The following is an 18,808-nucleotide window of genomic DNA, read 5'->3' on the forward strand; positions in this document are numbered from 1 at the left end:
CGCCATCGCCGTTTTCAACCAGGGAGGAAAGACCATGAAATTTCTGCTTGCCACCGCCACCGCTGCCCTGATGGCGCTGTCTATAGGCTCGTCGTTTTCCGCGGACCTCGCGCCGCTCAATTCCGACACCGAGAAGGATCGCATCGACTGGTCGCAGGTCGAGGCCAAGTTCGGGGCTTTCCCCAAGCTGCCCGAGGGCACCAAGGCGGGTGCGGTCTCCAAGACGCTGACCAACGAATACTGGCGTTCGCTGGGAGAGGGCTACAAATCGTTCGGCGACCGCACCGGCGTGCCCGTGGTCTACCAGGCGGCGCAGAGCGAGGGCGACCAGCTCGGCCAGCTCACCATCGCCGAAGGCCTGGTCACGCAAGGCTACAACGTGCTGCTCGTTTCGCCGCAGACCGACTCCAACCTGCAGCCGATCATGGAACAGGCCAAGGCCGCCAATGTGCCGGTGGTCAACGTCAACGACGCGGTCATCCCGCAGGCCGAGCACTATGTCGGCAATGTCCAGCGCGACAACGGCGTGCGCGTCGCCAAATGGTTCATCAAGAATCGGCCGGACGGCGGCAAGGTCGCCATCGTCGAAGGCCAGGCCGGCGTCTACGCCGCCGTCCAGCGTACCGACGGTTTCAAGACCACGGTCACCGAGGCCGGCAAGTTCGAGGTCGTCGCCAGCGTCCCCGGCAACTGGGATCGCCAGACCTCCTACGACGCTGCCACCAACATCCTGCAGCAGCACCCCGACCTGATCGGCTTCTATGCCAACAATGACGGCATGGCGCTGGGCATCGTCGAGGCGGTCAAGGCTGCCGGGCTGCAGGACAAGGTCGCCGTGTTCGGCACCGACGGCATCTCCGACGCCTATGCCTCGATCCGCGCCGGCGAGCTGACCGGCACCGTCGATTCGTTCCCGGTGCTGACCGGCGAGGTGGCGCTGGAATCGGCGCTGCGACTGGTGGCCGGGCAGAAGCTGCCGCGCGTCGTCGCCACGCCGCAGGCGCTGATCACCAAGGACAATGCCGACCGCTACTCTGGCGCCGGCGACGCCGTGCGCAAGGCGCTGCTCGAGGACGCGGCAGCGGGCCAGTAGAGCAGGGCCGGCAGGTGCCGGCCTTGGGTCGGCACCTTGCCTGGAGAACCGAAGCAATGTCAGTCATCTCCCGGCTGCAATTCGAAGGCATTTCCAAAGAGTTTCCGGCCGTGCGGGCGCTGAGCGATGTGTCCTTTTCGGTCGGCGCCGGCGAAATCCATGGGCTGCTCGGTGAAAACGGCGCCGGCAAGTCGACGCTGCTGCGCATCCTGTCAGGCGTCTACCGGCCGACGGCGGGAAGCGTGCTTATTGACGGCAAACCGGTGACGCTGAACACCCCGGTCGCGGCCCGCGCCGCCGGCGTGGCGATGGTCCATCAGGAGTTACAGCAGGTGCCACGCCTCAGCGTCGCCCAGAACATGTTTCTCGGCCATCCGTTGACGCGCGGCGGCGTCTTCGTCGCACGGGGCGAGCAGGAAAGCCGCGCTGCGGAAGCCCTGGCCGCCATCGACCCGACCATCGATCCGGCAGCCCCGCTTGGCTCGCTGAAGGTGGCGCAGCGGCAGATCGTCGAGATCGCCCGGGCGCTGCTCGACCGCGCCAGGATCGTGGCGATGGACGAGCCGACGTCGAGCCTCACGCCGAGCGAGTTCGAACGGCTGGCGGAAGTCATTGCCGGTCTGGCACGCGACGGTGTCGCCGTCGTTTATGTCTCGCACAAGCTGGACGAGGTGTTCGGCATCTGCGAGCGCGCCACTGTCATGCGCGACGGCGTTGTGGTCGAAACCGTCGATCTCGCGCAGGTGTCGGAAAAGGCCGTCGTTTCGATGATGGTCGGCCGCGAGCTTGCCCAGGAACAACACCGCTCGCATGCTTCCCCCGAGGTCAGGCTGAGCTTGCGTGGCCTCGCCTCGGCAACCAAGGTCCGTGACGTTTCGTTCGACCTGCATCGCGGCGAGGTGCTGGGCGTTGCCGGCCTGGTCGGCTCGGGCCGCACCGAACTGCTGCGGCTCCTGGCCGGCGCCGACCGGGCCTCATCAGGCGCAATAGAGATCGACGGCAAGGCGGTAAAGCTTTCCAGTCCGCGCGACGCCATCGCGGCCGGCATCGGCCTGGTGCCGGAGGAGCGCAAGCGCGAAGGCATCGTGCCGCTGCGGTCGATCTCCAGCAACATGGCGCTGGCCTCGATGGGCGTGTTCGCGCCGCGCGGCGTCATCGATCACAAAAGGCTGAAACGGGTCGCAGCCGAGAAGATGAAGCGGGTCAATCTCAGGCCGTTCCTGCTCGACCGGCCGATCCGCCTGTTCAGCGGCGGCAACCAGCAGAAAGCGATCATCGGCCGCTGGCTGGCGGCGGGAACACGGATCCTTCTGTTCGACGAGCCGACGCGCGGCATCGATGTCGGCGCCAAGGCGGAGATCTACCACCTGATCGAGGAACTCGCCGCCGAAGGCCATTCGGTAATCGTCGTGTCGTCCGAACTCCCCGAGGTGATCCGGCTCGCCGACCGCGTGCTGGTCATGCGCGACGGCACGGTCGCCGCCGAACTGGGCCGTGCAAGTCTCAGCGAACAGGCGATCGCCGCGCACGCCATACCCCAAACGGAGATTGAGGCCGGCAAGGCGCAAGGCCATCGGGCCGGTGCATAACGGACAGGACCAGCGGATGACCGATATAATCGAACACACAGCAGCGCGCCCAAGGGCAGATCTCCTGCACCGGTTTTCCGTGCGCGACGCCGGCACGCTGATCGGACTGGTGGTGATCCTCGCCGTCTTCGGTGCACTGGTCCCCGGCTTCTTTGCCGAGCGCAATCTGATCAACATCCTGCAGCAATCGAGCATCAATGCCTGCCTGGCGTTGGGCATGACGCTGGTCATCATCTCGGGCGGCATCGATCTGTCCGTCGGGCCGACGGCAGCCCTTTCGGCGGTCATCTCGGCCTCGATGCTGGTTGCCGGTGTGCCGTTTCCGCTGGCCATCGCCGCCGGCTTCGCCATCGGCCTTGCCTGCGGACTGCTCAACGGCGTGCTGGTCGCCTATGTCGGGCTGCAGCCCTTCATCGTCACGCTGGGAACGCTCAGCACCTACCGGGCGCTGGCGCTGATCTATACCGGCGGCAATCCGGTGCTCGGCCTGCCTGCCGGCTTCCGTGCCATCTTCAACGGCTCGCTGTTCGGATTGCCGTTGGCGGTCATCATCGTGGCGGTGGTCGCGCTGATTGCCTGGATCATCCTCAAGAAGACGCCGTTCGGCGAATATCTGCTCGCCGTCGGCGGCAATGAGGAGGCGGCCTACATAGCCGGCGTGCCGATCGCCCGCACCAAGATCGCCGCCTATATGATCTCGGGCCTGCTGGCAGCGCTTGCAGCGCAGATCCTGATCGGCCGGCTGGGTGCGGCCGAACCCATTCTGGGCAATCTCTGGGAGCTCGACGCCATAGCAGCGGCGGCGATCGGCGGCGCCTCGCTGATGGGCGGCAAGGGCAGCGTCGTCGGCACCATCCTGGGTGCCGTCATTCTTGGCAGCATGCGCAACGGCCTGACGCTGATGAACGTGCAGTCCTTCTATCAGCTCCTGGCAACTGGCCTTATAATCCTCGCCGCGATGCTTATCGATCGCGTGACGAGGGGACGTGGATGACCTTGACCGGGCTGGACCTGAAAGCAGTAGGACCGCGCATTCGCATGATGATGCCGCATCTGACGCCGCTCGAGGCGAAGGTGGTTGAAACGGTCTTCGGACGGCGCGGCTTCGACGAGACCATACCGCTCAAGCAGATCGCCGAGGAGGCCGGTGTCTCGGAGGCGATGGTGGTCAAGATCGCCAAGAAGCTGGGTTTTTCCGGCTATCGCGACTTTCGCACGGCGGTCTATGAATACAGCCGCCTGCCGACCGCCGAGATGCATCAGGAGCTGTCGGTGGACGACAGTTCGGCCGAGATCGTGCAGAAGGTGTTCCGCACCTCCATCCAGGCGCTGGAGGAGACGCTGGCCATCCTCGACATGGACGATTTCGACCGTGCCGCCGATCTGCTTTACCGCGCCAGGAATCGCGATTTCTACGGCGTCGGCGGCTCGGCGCAGATCGCACGCGACGTTTCGCACAAATTCCTGCGCATCGGCATCCGCACCTCTGTCTACGACGATTCGCACATGATGCTAATGTCCGCCTCGCTGCTCGGCGCCGACGACATCGCCGTCGGCTTTTCGCATTCCGGCAATACCAGCGCCGTCATCGACGCCATCCAGCTTGCGCGCAAAAGCGGCGCGCGCACGCTGGCCATCACCAACTATGACAACTCGCCATTGGCAGCCGTCGCCGACATCGTGCTCTGCTCGACCGCGCAAGGCTCGCCGTTGATGGGTGAGAACGCAGCGGCGCGCATTGCCCAGCTCAACATCCTCGACGCGCTGTTCGTGGCGGTCGCGCAACGCGACTACCAGGCGGCGGAGCGCAATCTCGGCCGCACCATGTCTGCGGTGACGTCGAAACGGAAAGATAAGGGCACATGACGGCTTCCCCGCCGCTGGTGACCGTATTCGGCAGTCTGCATTACGATATCATGGTCGAAGCCCCCGATCGCCCACGCAAGGGCGAAACGGTCACCGGCCATGCCTGGCATCCAAAATGCGGCGGCAAGGGCGGCAACCAGGCGGTGTCGGCAGCGCGGGCCGGCGTGCGTGCGGCAATGATCGGCGCTGTCGGCGACGATGATTTCGGCCGCGCGCTTCTCGACAATCTCGATCGCAACGGCGTCGACCAGCGCTTCGTGGGAGTGGCTGCGGGCGCCGGCTCGGGCATGAGCGTAGCGATCTTCGACGACAGCGGCGACTATGGCGCGGTAATCGTCTCGGGCAGCAATCTCACTCTCGGCGAAAAGGACATTACTGAGGCGGCCGAGCTGATCGCGCAAACGGCGGTTCTGCTGCTGCAAAACGAGGTACCGGAAGGCGCCAACATTGCCGCGGCGCGGGCGGTGAAGGCGCATTGCGGCTGCGTCGTCCTCAACGCGGCACCCGCGCGAAAGCTGTCAGCCGAACTGGTCGCACTCACCGATATCGTCATCGTCAATGCCATCGAGGCGGAATTCCTGACCGGCGTTGCGGTCGTCGACACGCTCGAGGGGGCTGCGAAGGCGGCCGGTATGCTCGTCGGTTCCTATCCGGCCGCGATCGTCACGGCAGGCGGCGAGGGCGTTGCCTATCGCGACCGTGGCGGCCAGGCGTTCGCACTGCCTGCGATGCCGGTGAAGGTCATCAGCACCCACGGTGCCGGCGATGAATTCGTTGGGGCCTTCGCGGCTGGGCTTGCGCGTGGGCAGCCCGTCGAGGCGGCACTTGCCGCCGCCAATGCCGCCGCTGCCTCGCTGGTCGCAACGCCAGAGCGCGGGCGCGGGGGTCTTGATCAATCTGAGCCTGCTCAGTGACCGCCGCGATTCAATCGCTGTCGCGCGCGATCAGTTCCAGCGGCCAGACTTCACGGATGATGCGTGCGCCTTCGGCGCCGGCGTAAGCCGGGATCGATGCCAGCAGCATTTCGGCCAACCGCTCGCCCATCGGCTCAAGCGCCGGGCGGAAGCCGGTCAGCGCCGGCGAAAAATAGCGGCAGAGCGGCGTGTCGACGATGACGATCACCGCAACGTCGTGGCCGGGCCTGATGCCCGCCTCGGCCAGAGCCTTGCAGCCGCCAAGCGCCATCGCGTCGTTGTTGAAGATGATGGCCGTCGGCGGGTCCTTGGAGTGCATGACCTTCGGCGTCACCGCGTAGCCGCCGGCCTCGTTGATGAAGCCGTCGGCGATCAGTTCGGGGTCGAATTCGATGCCGTGCCGCCGCAACGCCTTGCGATAGCCGGCGAGGAACAGATAGCCGAAATTGAGGTCGAGCGACGGGCGGATGGCGGCGATGCGGCGGTGACCGCGCGCGACGAGACGATCGACCGCGTCAGCCCCGGCTTTTTCGAAATCGAGGTCGAGCGAGGGATAGGAATCGCCGCCGGAGCGGCTGCGGCCGAGCGTCGCGAACGGGAAACCGGCCTGGGTCAGATAGTCGATGCGCTCGTCCTCGCGCCGCGTCCAGGCCAGCACCACCGCATCGGCCCGCCGCGTCTCGACGACACGGCGCAGGCGCTCCTGCTGATAGTCGCCCGGCGCGCCCATCACTACGATCAGGTCGAGGCCGCTTTCGGCGAGCTTGGCCTGCAACCCGGTCAGGAACGGAATGAAGAACGGCTCGCCATATTCCTGGTCGCCCGGATGAGGCTGCAGCATGAAGGCGATCGAATGGGTGGCGCCGCGCCGCAGGCTGCGGCCGGACTGGTTCGGCGAATAATTCAGCTTCTTGGCCGCATCGAGCACGCGCTGGCGTGTGTCGGCATTGACGTCGGCGCGGCCGTTGAGTGCGCGCGACACCGTGCCGATCGAAATGTTCAGGTGACGTGCAAGGTCGTGAATACTGGACGCCAAAGGACAGTTCTCCCCCTTGCTTGGCTAGCACCGGCCGCTCTTCAGGCCAAGCCGGCATCACGTTTTTCGCTATCGGCCAATTGACATTCTACGCCATCGGGTGTGTTCTCGTAAACGTTTACGGAAGAACGTTTGCGGCCCTGCCGTGAACGCCGTGACGATCGGTCTGGAGGGGCCGAGAGGGAGGAGTGCTGGATGATCAATGTCGTCCTGGTCGGCTGCGGCGCGATGAGCAAAGCCTGGCTCGATGCAGCCAAGCAGATCGATGGGCTCGCCATTGTCGGCCTGGTTGATCTCGACGCCGAAAGGGCGCGGGCGAGGGCGCGCGAATACGAGCTTTCCGGCGCCGTCATCGGAACCGACCTCGACGCCGTGCTCGACCAGACCAGGCCCGACGCGGTATTCGACGTGGTGGTTCCCGCCGCCCGCCGCGAGGTCGCGCTTTCCGCCTTTGCCCACCATTGCCATCTCTTGACCGAAAAGCCGCTGGCCGACAGCCCGGACAATGCGCGTGCCATTGTCGAGGCGGCCCGCAGCGCCGGCCGCATCCATGCCGTCGTGCAGAACCGCCGCTATGTCGCCAATGTCAGGCGCATCCGGCGCTTTCTCGATTCCGGCGCCATTGGTGCGCCAACCAGCATCCACGCCGATTTCTTCGTTGCGCCGCATTTCGGCGGTTTTCGCGAAGAGATGCGCCATGTGCTGCTGCTCGATATGGCGATCCACACATTCGATGCGGCCCGCTACATGGTGGCCGGCGAACCGGCCGGCGTCTATTGCCACGAGTGGGAGCCGGCCAATTCCTGGTATCGGCAAGGGTCGTCGGCAGCCGCAAGCTTCGACCTCGGCGGCGGCAAGCTGTTCACCTATGCCGGCAGCTGGTGCGCGGCCGGCTTCCGTACCAGCTGGGACAGTACATGGCGGATCGTCGCCGAGCGCGGCAGCATTGTCTGGGACGGCGCGGACGGGTTGAAGGCGGAAGTCGTGCGGCCGGTCCGTGAAGGCCTGTTCGACCGCACCGAATCGATAGCCGTGCCGCCGCTCGACCCGGCAGATCGCGTCGGCGGCCATCTCGGCATCATCCAGGATTTCGTCCGCGCCGTCGAGACCGGCACCGCGCCGGAGACGCGCGGCGCCGACAACATCAAGAGCCTGTCCATGGTTTTCGCTGCGATCGAGAGCGCCGAAACCGGGCGCCGGGTCGCTATCGCCTCACAGGAAGGATCATGATGCCAAACCCGCTGCTCGACATCAGGATCGGCACCATGGTGCGCGCCAACCTCGACGACCCGGCCGCCTATGTCAGGCAGATCCTGCCGCTCGGATTCGAGAGCATCCAGCCGTTCTTCTGGCAGACGCTGGGCGGCAAGGACATTCCGCGGCTGGCGGGCGAGATCCGCGAGGCGATCGGCGATGCCGATGTCATCGTCTCGTCGATCGGCGTGTTCGGCAATCCGCTGGAGAGCGGCGAGATCGATCGCGGCGTGCTCGAGGCGTGGGAAACGATCATCGACAACGCGCATCTGTTCGGCACCAATGTGGTCAGCGGCTTTACCGGCCGCATCCGCGGCAAGCCGCTGCCCGACAGCCTGCCGCGCTTCCGCGAGGTCTGGGGGAAGCTGGCAAAGCGGGCCGCCGACAAGGGCGTGCGCATCGCCTTCGAGAACTGCGCCATGGACGGCAACTGGGCCAGCGGCGACTGGAACATCGCCCACAATCCGGACGCCTGGGAGCTGATGTTCAACGAATTGCCGGACGACAATCTCGGCCTGGAGTGGGAGCCCTGCCACCAGCTGGTCTATCTGATCGATCCGATCCCGCAGATCCGCAAATGGGCGCCGCGTATCTTCCACGTCCACGGCAAGGACGCGACGGTGCGCTGGGACGTGATCCGCGAACATGGCGTGTTCGGCCGCCTGCCGTTCGTTCAGATGCGCACCCCTGGCTTCGGCGATAGCGACTGGACGCGGGTGATCAGCGAGCTGCGGCTGGCCGGCTACAAGGGCGCCATCGACATTGAGGGCTGGCACGACCCGGTCTATCGCGGCGATCTCGAGATCACCGGCCAGGCGCGGGCACTGGATTATCTCCAACAATGCCGGGGAGGCGCGAGCTACCTGCCGAACCCGGTGTGAGGCTAATGCATGTCGCGCAAAAGTGCCCAGCGGTTTTGCGATAACGACATGCATAAAAACAGGACAAGCCGGCGGGAGGTGCCGGCCAGCGAAAGATTGCGGCGCAATGCCGAAGCGATCGTCAAAACCCCTCGGCTAGCGAGGGAACAAAGGGAGGATAAGTGCATGAGCATTACGATGAGAAGGACAGTTCTGCGCTCGACCGTCGCGGCGGCCGCGATGGCGCTCGCCGCCGCACTCTCGACCTTGCCGGCGCAGGCGCTCGATGCCCAGTGGTGCAAGGATGTCCATATCCGTTTCTTCGTCGGCGGTGCCGAGGGCGATGCCTTCGGCACGATCGTCTATAATGGCGCGAAGCAGGCGGCGGCCGATCTCGGGCCGAAGGTCGACTACATCTTTTCCCAGTGGGATGTCGAGAAGATGGTGCAGCAATTGCGCGAGGCTGTCGCGGTCAAGCCCCAAGGCATCGCCATGATGGGCCACCCCGGCGACGCCGCGATCATGCCGCTGGCCGAACAGGCGCACAAGGACGGCATCAAGATGATGTACCAGAACGTGCCGGTGCCGACGGTCACGGCGGCGTTCGGCGGCGGCTATGTCGGTGCCCAGCAGGAGCAGCAGGGCCGCGCGCTTGGCGCCGAGGCGGTCAAGCTGGCCGGGCTCAAGGCCGGCGATAAGGCAATCATGATCGGCCCGTTCGAGAACGAGAGCCGCGGCGCGCGCGAGCGCGGCACTGTCGCTGCCCTCAAGGAAGGGGGCGTCGAGGTCATACAGCTCTCCTCGCCGCCAAGCGGCGAATGGGCTTCCGACCCAAATCTGGCCCTTCCGGTGATCACCGCGGCACTGCTCAACAATCCCGACGTCAAGGCGGTTGGCTATCCCGGCGGGCAGATGCTGGGCAACGTCCCGACTTACATGCAGGCGGCGGGCAGGAAGCCGGGCGATATCTTCAACTTCGGCTTCGACACCAGCCCGCAGATCGTCGAGGGCTTCAAGGGCGGCTGGGTGCAGCTGACGGCCGACCAGCAGCCGTTCCTGCAAGGCTATCTGCCGATCCTCAGCCTCTGCCAGCAGGTGGTGCTCGGCCTTGCGCCGATGAACGTCGACACCGGCGCCGGCTTCGTCACGCCGCAGAATTACGAGATCGTCGCCGAGCTCGCCAAGCAGGCGTTGCGCTGACCTCCCAAGCCGTCGGCCGGGATCGAGCCCGGCCGGCGGGACCGCCGGCGAAAAGGCCGGCACGCGACAATCAAGCGAGGATCGCCATGGCCGAACGCATCATCGAACTGCGCGACATCAGCAAGTCCTATGGCCAGGTCTATGCGCTGGGCGGGGTCAATCTCAGCGTCGATCGCGGCGAGGTGGTCGGCCTGATCGGCGACAATGGCGCCGGCAAGTCGACGCTGATCAAGATCCTGTCCGGCGTGGTCAAACCGACTAGCGGCGAGATTCTCGTCCGCGGCAAGCCGGTGACCGGATGGAGCCCTGCGCGCTCGCGCGACGCCGGCATCGAGACCGTGTTCCAGGACCGGGCGCTCGCCGTGCAGCAGACGATCGTGCGCAATATCTTCATGGGCCGCGAGCTCACCGGCTGGCTTGGCTGGCTGAAGGTCAACAAGGAGATCGCGGAGGCGAGCCGGCTGATGCGCGAGATCGGCTTCACCTCGAAAGTGTTCACGCCACAGTCGATCGTCGGCCAGCTCTCGGGCGGCGAACGCCAGGGCGTGGCGATCGCGCGGGCCATCTATAAGAAGGCGGAGCTGATAGTCCTCGACGAACCGACGACCGCGCTATCGCTGACCGAGACCGCCAAGGTCTTCCACTTCGTGCGCCAGGTGCGGGCGAGCGGGCGCTCGATCCTGTTCATCGGCCACAACATCCACCATGTCTACGATATCGCCGATCGCTTCGTGGTGCTGGACCGTGGCAAGGTCGCGCTCACCGCCGACCGCAGCGAGGTCAAATCGGCCGAGGATCTGATCAATTTCATGGAAGACGTCGCCCACCCCAGCGGATTGCCGGGGTTGCACGACGCGGGCGATGCGGGGAGGGCGGCACGATGAGCAAGACCATGGAACCCGATCTGCAGAGTCCCCTCGGCGGCACGCATGGCGAAACCGCCGGGAAAGAGTGGAGACACCCGTCCGACAACTGGCTGCGCGGGTTCATCCTCGACAACCGCGCCGCGCTCGGCACGCTTGCCGTGTTCATCGTCATGATGGCGGTGTTCATGATCGCCAACCCGATCGTGTTCACCACCTGGTATCTCTACAGTTCCGTGCTGACCACGCTGCCGGTGGCGCTGTTCGTGGTGGTGCCGCTGGTCTTCGTCGTCACTTGCGGCGAGATCGACCTGTCGTTTCCGGCGACGATGGGCTTTGCCTCCTGGGTGTTTGCGCTGGTCGTGCAGGCCGGCTACGACCCGTTCCTCGGCATCGCCGCCGCAATGATAACCGGCATGCTGCTCGGCTTCCTGGTCGGCTCACTGGTCGTCTATGGCGGGCTGTCGTCGCTGATCGCCACGCTCGGCATGAATTTCCTGCTGCGCGGCCTGATCCAGATCATCAACGAGGGCAGGTCGACGGCGCTGACCGGCCTTGCCGACAGCTGGGCCTACAAGATCTTCTCCAGCCAGCTTTACGGCATTCCGGTGCAGATCTTCTGGGCCATCGGCTTCGTCGTGCTGTCGGCGCTGCTCTACAACCGCCATCGCTTCGGCGCGCAGGTCAAGGTGGTCGGCGACAATCCCGACAGCGCCCAGCAGATGGGTATCGACGTCAAGCGCGTGCGGGTAAAAGTGTTCGTCTTCGTCGGCATCGGGGCTGCGATCGCCGGCACGTTTTCGGTGATGATCAACTTCACCTGGTGGCCGACGGCGGGCGACGGATACCTGCTGCCGGTGCTGGCATCGGTGTTCGTCGGCGGCACTCCGACCTGGGGCGGCATCGGCACCGTCGTCGGCGGTGCGATCGGCGCGGTCACGGTCTCCTTCATCCAGACAGGCGTCGTCGCGGCAGGCCTGAGCGGCTTCTACGTCCAGTTCTTCAACGGCCTGATCATCATCCTGTCGCTGCTCGGCCATAAGTGGAACCAGGCGCGGTATCGGTAGTTCAGCCGAGCACAAGTATGAGACGAACCGTCTTGAGCATTCTACCGCCAGTCGAGTAGCGGCGTTTCACCCATTGGTTTTTCTTCAACAACCGGGGCTTCAGCCTGCTCCTTACGAAGTGCTTCCTCCAGAATAATTTTCGCGTCTTCTAGCGCCAGCAAAAATTCATCGAGACACTCACGCAATTCATTTCTTGAAAGAAGCTCAAAATCACCGCGCTTCCAAACCAAAGGCTGGCGTTTGGCCGAATCACCTTTTCCTACTTTTGGAAAGCAGAGAAATTCGCCAGGCGATTTTCTAAAATCGGTAAGCGAAAACACGGCATCTTCGAAAATCGTGGCAAGTAGACGCATTTGCCAGTTAGTCAATGGGAAGTTCGCCCAACCCACAGTGAAAATTGGAACCTGAAGCCCATTTTCAACGATTGTAATTAGAGGCTTAACAGGAACAACAAGACCTTTTCCAACTCGAAATGGCTCAACTATTTCGTCAAAACAGGGCTTGCCGAAGTAGCCCCTTTTTTCATCGTAGTCATAAAATGCCTCAACATACTCGGCGACGATGCCACGACTATTTGCTCGTCCCTTCGACATTGCCGCAATTAACGCCGTGCGCCGATCGAGCCCGTAGACAATTCGATCTCGAATAATCGGCGACGCGGCAGAATATGTAGTCGTTGGGAATCCGGTCACGAACCTGACGAGTTCTTTCGTGGTTCGAACGCGATCGGGGAAAACATATCGGACCCAGTTGTGAGCGTAGGGAGGCCTGCTAAGTTTGCTTATCTGCACGAGCGTTCCTCATTAGTGCCGGGTTTGACGTAAGAAATATCGCTGGATGAGATCGTCGGATATCTCCATTCCAGGATTGCTCCTCCCCGAAGCATTATACACTAGGTCCCACGGCCCGCCTTTTTCGTGGGACATGTTCACAAGTTTGGTCGCCCCCAAGCGCATGTATTTGTCAATTATCGGATACAGGAAATTTGCATCAGAACCGCTCATCGTTTCGTATACAGGCACTCTTTTTAACGAATTTAAGTCGAGCCTTGTAGCCCTTGTCCTAATATCTGCAGCCCCAAAAGATTTAAATTCCGAATATATTTCTCTAATTACTGGACCGTAGTCCCAGGCTTCTATCTTTGCCTCAATCAACGGTTCTCCAAAATTGGCTAGATATGTGGAATGCAGAAAATATATTATCTTGTTGATCTCAAGATTTGTAATTCCCAGCCCTTCGCCATCCGCGCGATCGAGCACCAAGTTAGCAATATACCGCGAGTCGTAAGCCATGCAAGCGATTGTACCCTATTTGTTCTGGGGTGCCAGACAATTTTCCATATGCCTCACGCCCCCGTCACAAACCCGTCCAGCACGCGTTTCTGGCCGGCTTTGTCGAAGTCGATGGTCAGCTTGTTGCCTTCGATGGCCGAGATGTTGCCGTTGCCGAATTTCTGGTGGAAGACGCGGTCGCCGACGCTGAAGGGGGACGGCGTGTCGGCGACGGATTTGGCGACCAGTTCGCCGTCGATGGTGCGGCCCTTGACCGAGGTGCGGCCAGCGCCGTAGCCGGAGTCGGTCTCGCCATAGCCGATGCGCTCGACCTGGTGGCCGGAACGCGTGCCCCAATTGCGGTCTGTGGCCTCGGTGCGGTTGGCTTGAGCGCGCTGCCAGCCCGGCGTCGCATAGGTGCTGGAGAAGCTTCCCGCCTTTTCCGCGCCGACATTGTCGAAGCGCGAGGCGCCATAGGGATTCTGCCTTCCTGCTCCTTGGCCGCCACGGCCCGAGGCGAACGAGCCGCCGCCATAAGAATTGCCGTAGCCGCCGTAGCTGTTGCCACTCTCGGCGATATCGACATGAGCTTCCGGCAGTTCTTCGAGAAAGCGTGAGGGAATGGTCGATTGCCACAGACCGTGGATGCGTCGGTTGGAGACGAACCACAGATGCAGGTTCTTCTTGGCGCGGGTCAGCCCGACATAGGCAAGGCGGCGCTCTTCCTCCAGCCCGGAGCGGCCGCCTTCGTCCAGTGACCGTTGGTGCGGGAACAGGCCTTCCTCCCAACCGGGCAGGAATACGGTCTCGAATTCGAGGCCCTTGGCCGAATGCAGCGTCATGATGTTGACCGCGTCGAGCTCGGCATTCTGCTCGGCGTCCATGACGAGTGCGACGTGTTCGAGGAAGGAGCGCAGCGATTCGTACTCCTCCATGGAGCGGATCAACTCCTTGAGGTTCTCCAGCCGGCCGGGTGCTTCGACCGAGCGGTCGTTCTTCCACATGTCGGTGTAGCCGCTCTCCTCCAGAATGGTCTCGGCGAGCTCGGTGTGCGGCGTGGTTTCGAGAGCCTTTTGCCAGCGTTCGAAATTGGCCGATACCTCGCGCAGCGCGGCGCGCGGCTTCGGCTTCAGCTCGTCGCTCTCGGCGAGTTTTGCCGCCGCCTCCAGCATCGGGATGCGCAGCGCCCGTGCGGTGTCGTGGATCTGGCGGATGGTGGCCTCGCCCAAGCCGCGCTTCGGCACGTTGGCGATGCGCTCGAAGGCGAGGTCGTCGGCGCCTTGCGCAACGACGCGGAAGAAGGCCAGCGCATCGCGGATTTCGAGCCGCTCATAGAAGCGCGGGCCGCCGATGACGCGGTAGTTGAGGCCGAGCGTGACGAAGCGGTCCTCGAACTCGCGCATCTGGAAGGAGGCGCGGACGAGAATCGCCATATCGTTCAAATTGTGCTTCTGGCGCTGGTAGGCCTCGATCGTCTCGCCGACGGCGCGGGCCTCCTCTTCGGAATCCCAGGCGGCATGGACATGCACCTTCTCGTCGTCCTCGGCGATCTTTTCGGTGAACAGCGTCTTGCCGAAGCGGCCCTCATTGTGGGCGATCAGGTGGGACGCCGTGCCGAGGATGTGCGCAGTGGAGCGATAATTGCGCTCCAGCCTGATGATGGTGGCGCCGGGGAAATCCTTATCGAAGCGCAGGATGTTGTCGACCTCGGCGCCGCGCCAGCCATAGATCGACTGGTCGTCGTCGCCGACGCAGCAGATGTTGACGGTGGATAGGCGCGGGCTTCCCTCCCCCTTGAGGGGAGGGTGGCCGGGCGAAGCCCGGTCGGGTGGGGTCCGTGCGGCAGTGCTCGACCTACCGGCGGCAGTGCTCGACGCTCTAGCGGTGCCTTCTGCGGCAACCCCCTCCGCCCGCTTCGCGGGCACCTCCCCCTCAAGGGGGGAGGATTGCGGCCGCTGCGCCAAGAGCCGCAGCCACATGTACTGGGCGGTGTTGGTGTCCTGATACTCGTCAACGAGGATGTAGCGGAAGCGCTTGTGGTATTCCTTCAGCACGTCCGGATTGGCGCGGAAGATGCGGATCGGGTGGCACAGGAGATCGCCGAAGTCGCAAGCGTTCAGCGTTTTCAGCCGCTCCTGGTAGGCCTTGTAGAGCTCGCGGCCCTTGCCGTTGGCGAAGGCACGGGCATCGCCCTCGGGGATGTCGGCGGGGCCAAGGCCCTTGTTCTTCCAGCCGTCGATCATCTGGGCGAACTGCTTGGCCGGCCAGCGCTTGTCGTCCAGCCCTTCGGCCTGGATAAGCTGCTTGATCAGGCGCACGACATCATCGGTGTCGAGAATGGTGAAGTCGGATTTGAGCCCGGCCAGCTCGGCATGTCTGCGCAGCAGCTTCACTCCAATCGAGTGGAAGGTGCCGAGCCACGGCATGCCCTCGACATTGCCTTCGCCGATCAACAGGCCGATGCGCTGCTTCATCTCGCGCGCCGCCTTGTTGGTGAAGGTGACGGCGAGGATCTGCGAGGGGAAAGCCTTGCCGGTGGCAAGGATGTGGGCGATGCGGGTGGTCAGGACGCGCGTTTTGCCGGTGCCGGCGCCGGCCAGCACCAGCACCGGGCCTTCGGTGGTTTCCACCGCCAGCCGCTGCTCGGGGTTCAACCCCTTGAGATAGTCGGGCGCATTGTTGTGGCCGCTGCGGGCAGCCATGGCGCGCGCGGCAATGCCCGACGGGGCCACGGGCCGCGCGTTCGGTTCGTCAAAAAAGGGCATGTCTTCCGAAAAGCCGGACATCTCTCCCCGAATGTAGTGATTCGGCAGCGAAAGGCCAGAAGTGTCTCCGTTTTGTTCTCTGTCCAGCCGGTAGACTCACAATCTGAATGGGTCCGCTAACCAAAACGCCGGGCTTGCGATGGGCCGGCGCCGTAAAACGCCGAGCTTGCTTGACAGGGGAGGCGGGCCGGAGAAAGTTGCGTGGGGGCAGGAACGCAATGCGGGGTTGCCCATGGACGCGTCGCGGAGCGCACCAGTCGAAGGAGCACCGTCTTGGCTGTGGTCATCACCTCCCTGATCCTTTTCCTCATCGGCCTGGCGGTTGGCGGCGGCGGCATCTGGCTCGTGACGCTGGGGGGCAGCTGGTATTACGTCATCGTCGGTCTAGCTTTCCTTGTCGCGGCCTGGCTGCTCTACAGGCGCAGATCCACGGCGCTGTGGCTCTACGCGGCGATCGTGCTCGGCACGCTCGCCTGGGCGGTCTGGGAGATCGGCTTCGACTGGTGGGAGCTCGGCCCGCGCGGCGGCATCATCGTGCTTGTCGCGCTATGGCTGTTGACGCCATGGGCGCGGCGCGGGCTTACCGGTCCCGACGGACGCGCACCGCTTATCCTCGCCGTGCTGGCATCGCTTGCCGTCGCCGGCTATTCGATGACGACCGATCCAAAGGATATTACGGGTGAACTCAACACCGACAAGGTGACGCCGACGGCCGATCTCGGCGGCAACGTGCCGGCTGGCGAATGGCACTATTACGGTCGCACGCAATATGGCCAGCGTTATTCGCCGCTCGACCAGATCACCGCCGAAAACGTTGCCAATCTGCAGCCGGCCTGGACCTATCGCACCGGCGACGTGAAAGGGCCCGACGACATCGGCGAGACGACCTATCAGGTGACGCCGCTAAAAATCGCCGACACGCTCTACATCTGCACGCCGCATAATTTCGCCATCGCCATCGATGCCGCGAGCGGTAAGGAGAAATGGCGCTTCGATCCGCAGGTCAAGCTCAACAAGGACCGCCAGCACCAGACCTGCCGCGGCGTGTCCTATTATGCCGATGCCAAGGTCGCCGCTGGCCAGCCCTGCGCCACACGCATCTACCTGCCGACATCCGACGCCCGGCTGATCGCGCTCGATGCGGCGAATGGCCAGGTCTGCCCGACTTTCGCCGAAGGCGGCACGCTGAACCTGCTCGCCAACATGCCATATCCGAAGCCGGGCTATTATTATTCGACCTCGGCGCCGCTGATCGTCGCCAACAAGATCATCGTCGGCGGCGCGGTCAACGACAATTATTCGACGCAGGAGCCGTCCGGGGTCATCCGTGCCTACGATGCCGACACCGGCGCGCTGTTGTGGAATTGGGATTCCGGCAATCCGGACCAGACGATGCCGCTGCCGCCGGACCAGACCTACACCAACAACTCACCCAACATGTGGTCGACGGCGAGCGTCGACGAGAAGCTCGGGCTGCTTTATGTGCCGCTCGGCAACAAGACGCCGGACCAGCTCGGCGCCGGGCGCAGCGCCAATGACGAGAAATTCTCCTCGTCGATCACCGCGCTCGATCTCAACAGCGGACAATTGCGCTGGGTGCGGCAGACCGTGCACCACGATCTCTGGGACATGGACGTGCCGGCGCAGCCGACGCTGGTCGACATCACCACGGAAAGTGGCATGGTGCCGGCGCTGGTCGGGCCGACCAAGCAGGGCGACCTCTATGTTCTCGACCGGCGCAGTGGCGAGCCGATCGTTCCGGTCAAGGAAGTACCGGCGCCGGGCGGCGCGATCGAGGGCGACCATACCTCGCCGACGCAGCCGCTCTCGGATCTCAGCTTCAGTCCGAAACCGCTGACCGGCGCCGACATGTGGGGCATTACCATGTTCGACCAGCTGGCCTGCCGGATCGAGCTTCGGAAGTTGCGCTATGAGGGCCGCTACACGCCGCCGTCGCTGCAGGGCTCGCTGATCTACCCCGGCAATTTCGGCACCTTCAACTGGGGCGGCGTGGCAGTCGATCCGGTCCGGCAGGTGATGTTCGGCATGCCGACGTACCTGGCGTTCATCTCCAAGCTGGTGCCGCGCGCCGACGTGCCGCCGCCCGGCGACACCAAGGGCAGCGAACAAGGCCTGAATCGCAATGACGGTGCGCCTTACGCAGTGATATTGAAGCCGTTCCTGTCGCCGCTCGGCATTCCCTGCCAGGCGCCGCCCTGGGGCTATGTGGCGGGTGCCGACCTTCGGACCGGCAAGATCGTCTACAAGCATCGCAATGGCACCGTCTACGACATGACGCCATTGCCGCTGCCGTTCAAGGTCGGCGTGCCCGGCATTGGCGGGCCGATGATCACTGCCGGCGGCATCGCCTTCCTCGGTGCGGCGGTCGATGACTATGTGCGCGCTTATGACCTGACGACCGGCAAACAGCTCTGGCAGGCGCGGCTGCCGGCGGGCGGGCAGTCGACACCGATGACCTACACGATAGCCGACGGGCGCCAGTTGGTCGTCATCGTTGCCGGCGGCCACGGCTCGGTCGGTACCAAGCCGGGCGACTATGTGATGGCCTATACGCTGCCGAAATAGAGAAGTTCCTTCAAAGCCCGAGATGCCCTTTCAGGTCGGGTACCGATGCAAGTACCTCACTGGTCAGCTGCGGGCCGGCTGCTGCCTCGGCCTGCTGGACCAGCATCGTGCCGGCCTGGCTGATCTGTGCCAGCGTGAGGCCTGATGCCTTGAGTATGGCGACGCCGTTGATCAGCGCGCCGGTCTTTTCGCCGAGAGCGCCGCCGAGCGCGCCCTCCAGCGAGGACAGGAGGCCACCACCGGAAGCTGCGCCGGGAGCCATGACATCATATTGCTTGGCCAGGGCGTCGGCTCCCGGGATCTTGGCGAAGAAGCTGGACAGAGTCGTGCCTTCCGCCTCGTGTTCGAGCACCGAGAAAATCGTGCCGGCGATCTTTTCCGTCAAAGCCTGGTTGAGACCGGATTTCTGGGAGACGGTGTTGATGATGTCCTGAACGTTCATGA

The 18,808-nt window shown here is 63.9% G+C and carries 16 protein-coding genes; 11 read left to right on the forward strand and 5 right to left on the reverse strand.

Annotated elements, in window-relative coordinates; genetic code table 11:
• Positions 1 to 34: 34 nt before the first annotated feature.
• From NKI52_RS20315 to NKI52_RS20335, 5 genes are read left to right on the forward strand one after another with little or no spacing between them, the layout of a single operon-like run.
• Positions 35 to 1,093: a sugar ABC transporter substrate-binding protein gene (locus NKI52_RS20315; RefSeq protein WP_352570466.1), complete on the forward strand. Its 1,059-nt coding sequence runs from the start codon at positions 35 to 37 to the stop codon at positions 1,091 to 1,093.
• Positions 1,094 to 1,149: 56 nt separating this feature from the next.
• On the forward strand, positions 1,150 to 2,682 hold the full coding sequence (locus tag NKI52_RS20320) for a sugar ABC transporter ATP-binding protein (RefSeq protein ID WP_352699275.1): 1,533 nt from the start codon (positions 1,150 to 1,152) through the stop codon (positions 2,680 to 2,682).
• A gap of 16 nt (positions 2,683 to 2,698) precedes the next feature.
• Positions 2,699 to 3,676: an ABC transporter permease gene (locus NKI52_RS20325; protein WP_352570464.1), complete on the forward strand. Its 978-nt coding sequence runs from the start codon at positions 2,699 to 2,701 to the stop codon at positions 3,674 to 3,676.
• Positions 3,673 to 4,548: a MurR/RpiR family transcriptional regulator gene (locus NKI52_RS20330; RefSeq protein WP_023676730.1), complete on the forward strand. Its 876-nt coding sequence runs from the start codon at positions 3,673 to 3,675 to the stop codon at positions 4,546 to 4,548. The genes NKI52_RS20325 and NKI52_RS20330 overlap by 4 nt, the downstream gene beginning before the upstream one ends.
• On the forward strand, positions 4,545 to 5,462 hold the full coding sequence (locus NKI52_RS20335; RefSeq protein ID WP_352699278.1) for a ribokinase: 918 nt from the start codon (positions 4,545 to 4,547) through the stop codon (positions 5,460 to 5,462). The genes NKI52_RS20330 and NKI52_RS20335 overlap by 4 nt, the downstream gene beginning before the upstream one ends.
• Positions 5,463 to 5,472: 10 nt before the next feature.
• On the opposite strand, the gene NKI52_RS20340 is transcribed toward NKI52_RS20335, so the two are convergent.
• On the reverse strand, positions 5,473 to 6,498 hold the full coding sequence (locus NKI52_RS20340; RefSeq protein WP_352539542.1) for a LacI family DNA-binding transcriptional regulator: 1,026 nt from the start codon (positions 6,496 to 6,498) through the stop codon (positions 5,473 to 5,475).
• 195 nt (positions 6,499 to 6,693) lie between these two features.
• On the opposite strand from NKI52_RS20340, the gene NKI52_RS20345 reads away from it, so the two are divergent.
• The 5 genes from NKI52_RS20345 to NKI52_RS20365 all read left to right on the forward strand — a co-directional run bounded on the left by NKI52_RS20345 (position 6,694) and on the right by NKI52_RS20365 (position 11,742).
• Positions 6,694 to 7,728: a Gfo/Idh/MocA family protein gene (locus NKI52_RS20345; protein WP_352699280.1), complete on the forward strand. Its 1,035-nt coding sequence runs from the start codon at positions 6,694 to 6,696 to the stop codon at positions 7,726 to 7,728.
• Entirely contained in the window at positions 7,728 to 8,633 is a 906-nt protein-coding gene (locus NKI52_RS20350) for a sugar phosphate isomerase/epimerase family protein (protein ID WP_502897779.1), read from the forward strand. The genes NKI52_RS20345 and NKI52_RS20350 overlap by 1 nt, the downstream gene beginning before the upstream one ends.
• 165 nt (positions 8,634 to 8,798) lie before the next feature.
• Positions 8,799 to 9,812 (forward strand): substrate-binding domain-containing protein, encoded by a 1,014-nt coding sequence (locus NKI52_RS20355; RefSeq protein WP_352699282.1) that lies wholly within the window; start codon positions 8,799 to 8,801, stop codon positions 9,810 to 9,812.
• Positions 9,813 to 9,898: 86 nt separating this feature from the next.
• The gene (locus NKI52_RS20360; RefSeq protein ID WP_023676724.1) at positions 9,899 to 10,696 is read left to right on the forward strand and encodes an ATP-binding cassette domain-containing protein; all 798 of its coding nucleotides are present in this window, start codon (positions 9,899 to 9,901) and stop codon (positions 10,694 to 10,696) included.
• Positions 10,693 to 11,742: an ABC transporter permease gene (locus tag NKI52_RS20365; RefSeq protein ID WP_023676723.1), complete on the forward strand. Its 1,050-nt coding sequence runs from the start codon at positions 10,693 to 10,695 to the stop codon at positions 11,740 to 11,742. The genes NKI52_RS20360 and NKI52_RS20365 overlap by 4 nt, the downstream gene beginning before the upstream one ends.
• A gap of 41 nt (positions 11,743 to 11,783) precedes the next feature.
• Here the strand turns inward: NKI52_RS20365 and NKI52_RS20370 are convergent, their stop codons facing one another.
• The 3 genes from NKI52_RS20370 to NKI52_RS20380 form a co-directional block, all read right to left on the reverse strand.
• Positions 11,784 to 12,434: a hypothetical protein gene (locus NKI52_RS20370; protein WP_352619530.1), complete on the reverse strand. Its 651-nt coding sequence runs from the start codon at positions 12,432 to 12,434 to the stop codon at positions 11,784 to 11,786.
• Positions 12,435 to 12,545: 111 nt separating this feature from the next.
• A complete protein-coding gene (locus NKI52_RS20375; RefSeq protein ID WP_352619531.1) occupies positions 12,546 to 13,034 on the reverse strand; it encodes a Panacea domain-containing protein in 489 nt (162 codons plus the stop codon).
• Positions 13,035 to 13,087: 53 nt separating this feature from the next.
• The gene (locus NKI52_RS20380; RefSeq protein WP_352699286.1) at positions 13,088 to 15,799 is read right to left on the reverse strand and encodes an ATP-dependent helicase; all 2,712 of its coding nucleotides are present in this window, start codon (positions 15,797 to 15,799) and stop codon (positions 13,088 to 13,090) included.
• A gap of 252 nt (positions 15,800 to 16,051) precedes the next feature.
• Between NKI52_RS20380 and NKI52_RS20385 the strand changes: the two genes are divergently transcribed.
• Positions 16,052 to 18,364 carry a glucose/quinate/shikimate family membrane-bound PQQ-dependent dehydrogenase gene (locus tag NKI52_RS20385; RefSeq protein ID WP_352699288.1) on the forward strand — a complete coding sequence of 771 codons (2,313 nt, stop codon included), beginning with the start codon at positions 16,052 to 16,054 and terminating at the stop codon, positions 18,362 to 18,364.
• Between the two features lie 10 nt (positions 18,365 to 18,374).
• On the opposite strand, the gene NKI52_RS20390 is transcribed toward NKI52_RS20385, so the two are convergent.
• Positions 18,375 to 18,806: a hypothetical protein gene (locus tag NKI52_RS20390; RefSeq protein WP_352636639.1), complete on the reverse strand. Its 432-nt coding sequence runs from the start codon at positions 18,804 to 18,806 to the stop codon at positions 18,375 to 18,377.
• Positions 18,807 to 18,808 lie beyond the last annotated feature (2 nt).

Origin of the sequence: Mesorhizobium sp. M0590 (assembly GCF_040320905.1) — a bacterium.
Taxonomy (GTDB): Bacteria; Pseudomonadota; Alphaproteobacteria; order Rhizobiales; family Rhizobiaceae; genus Mesorhizobium.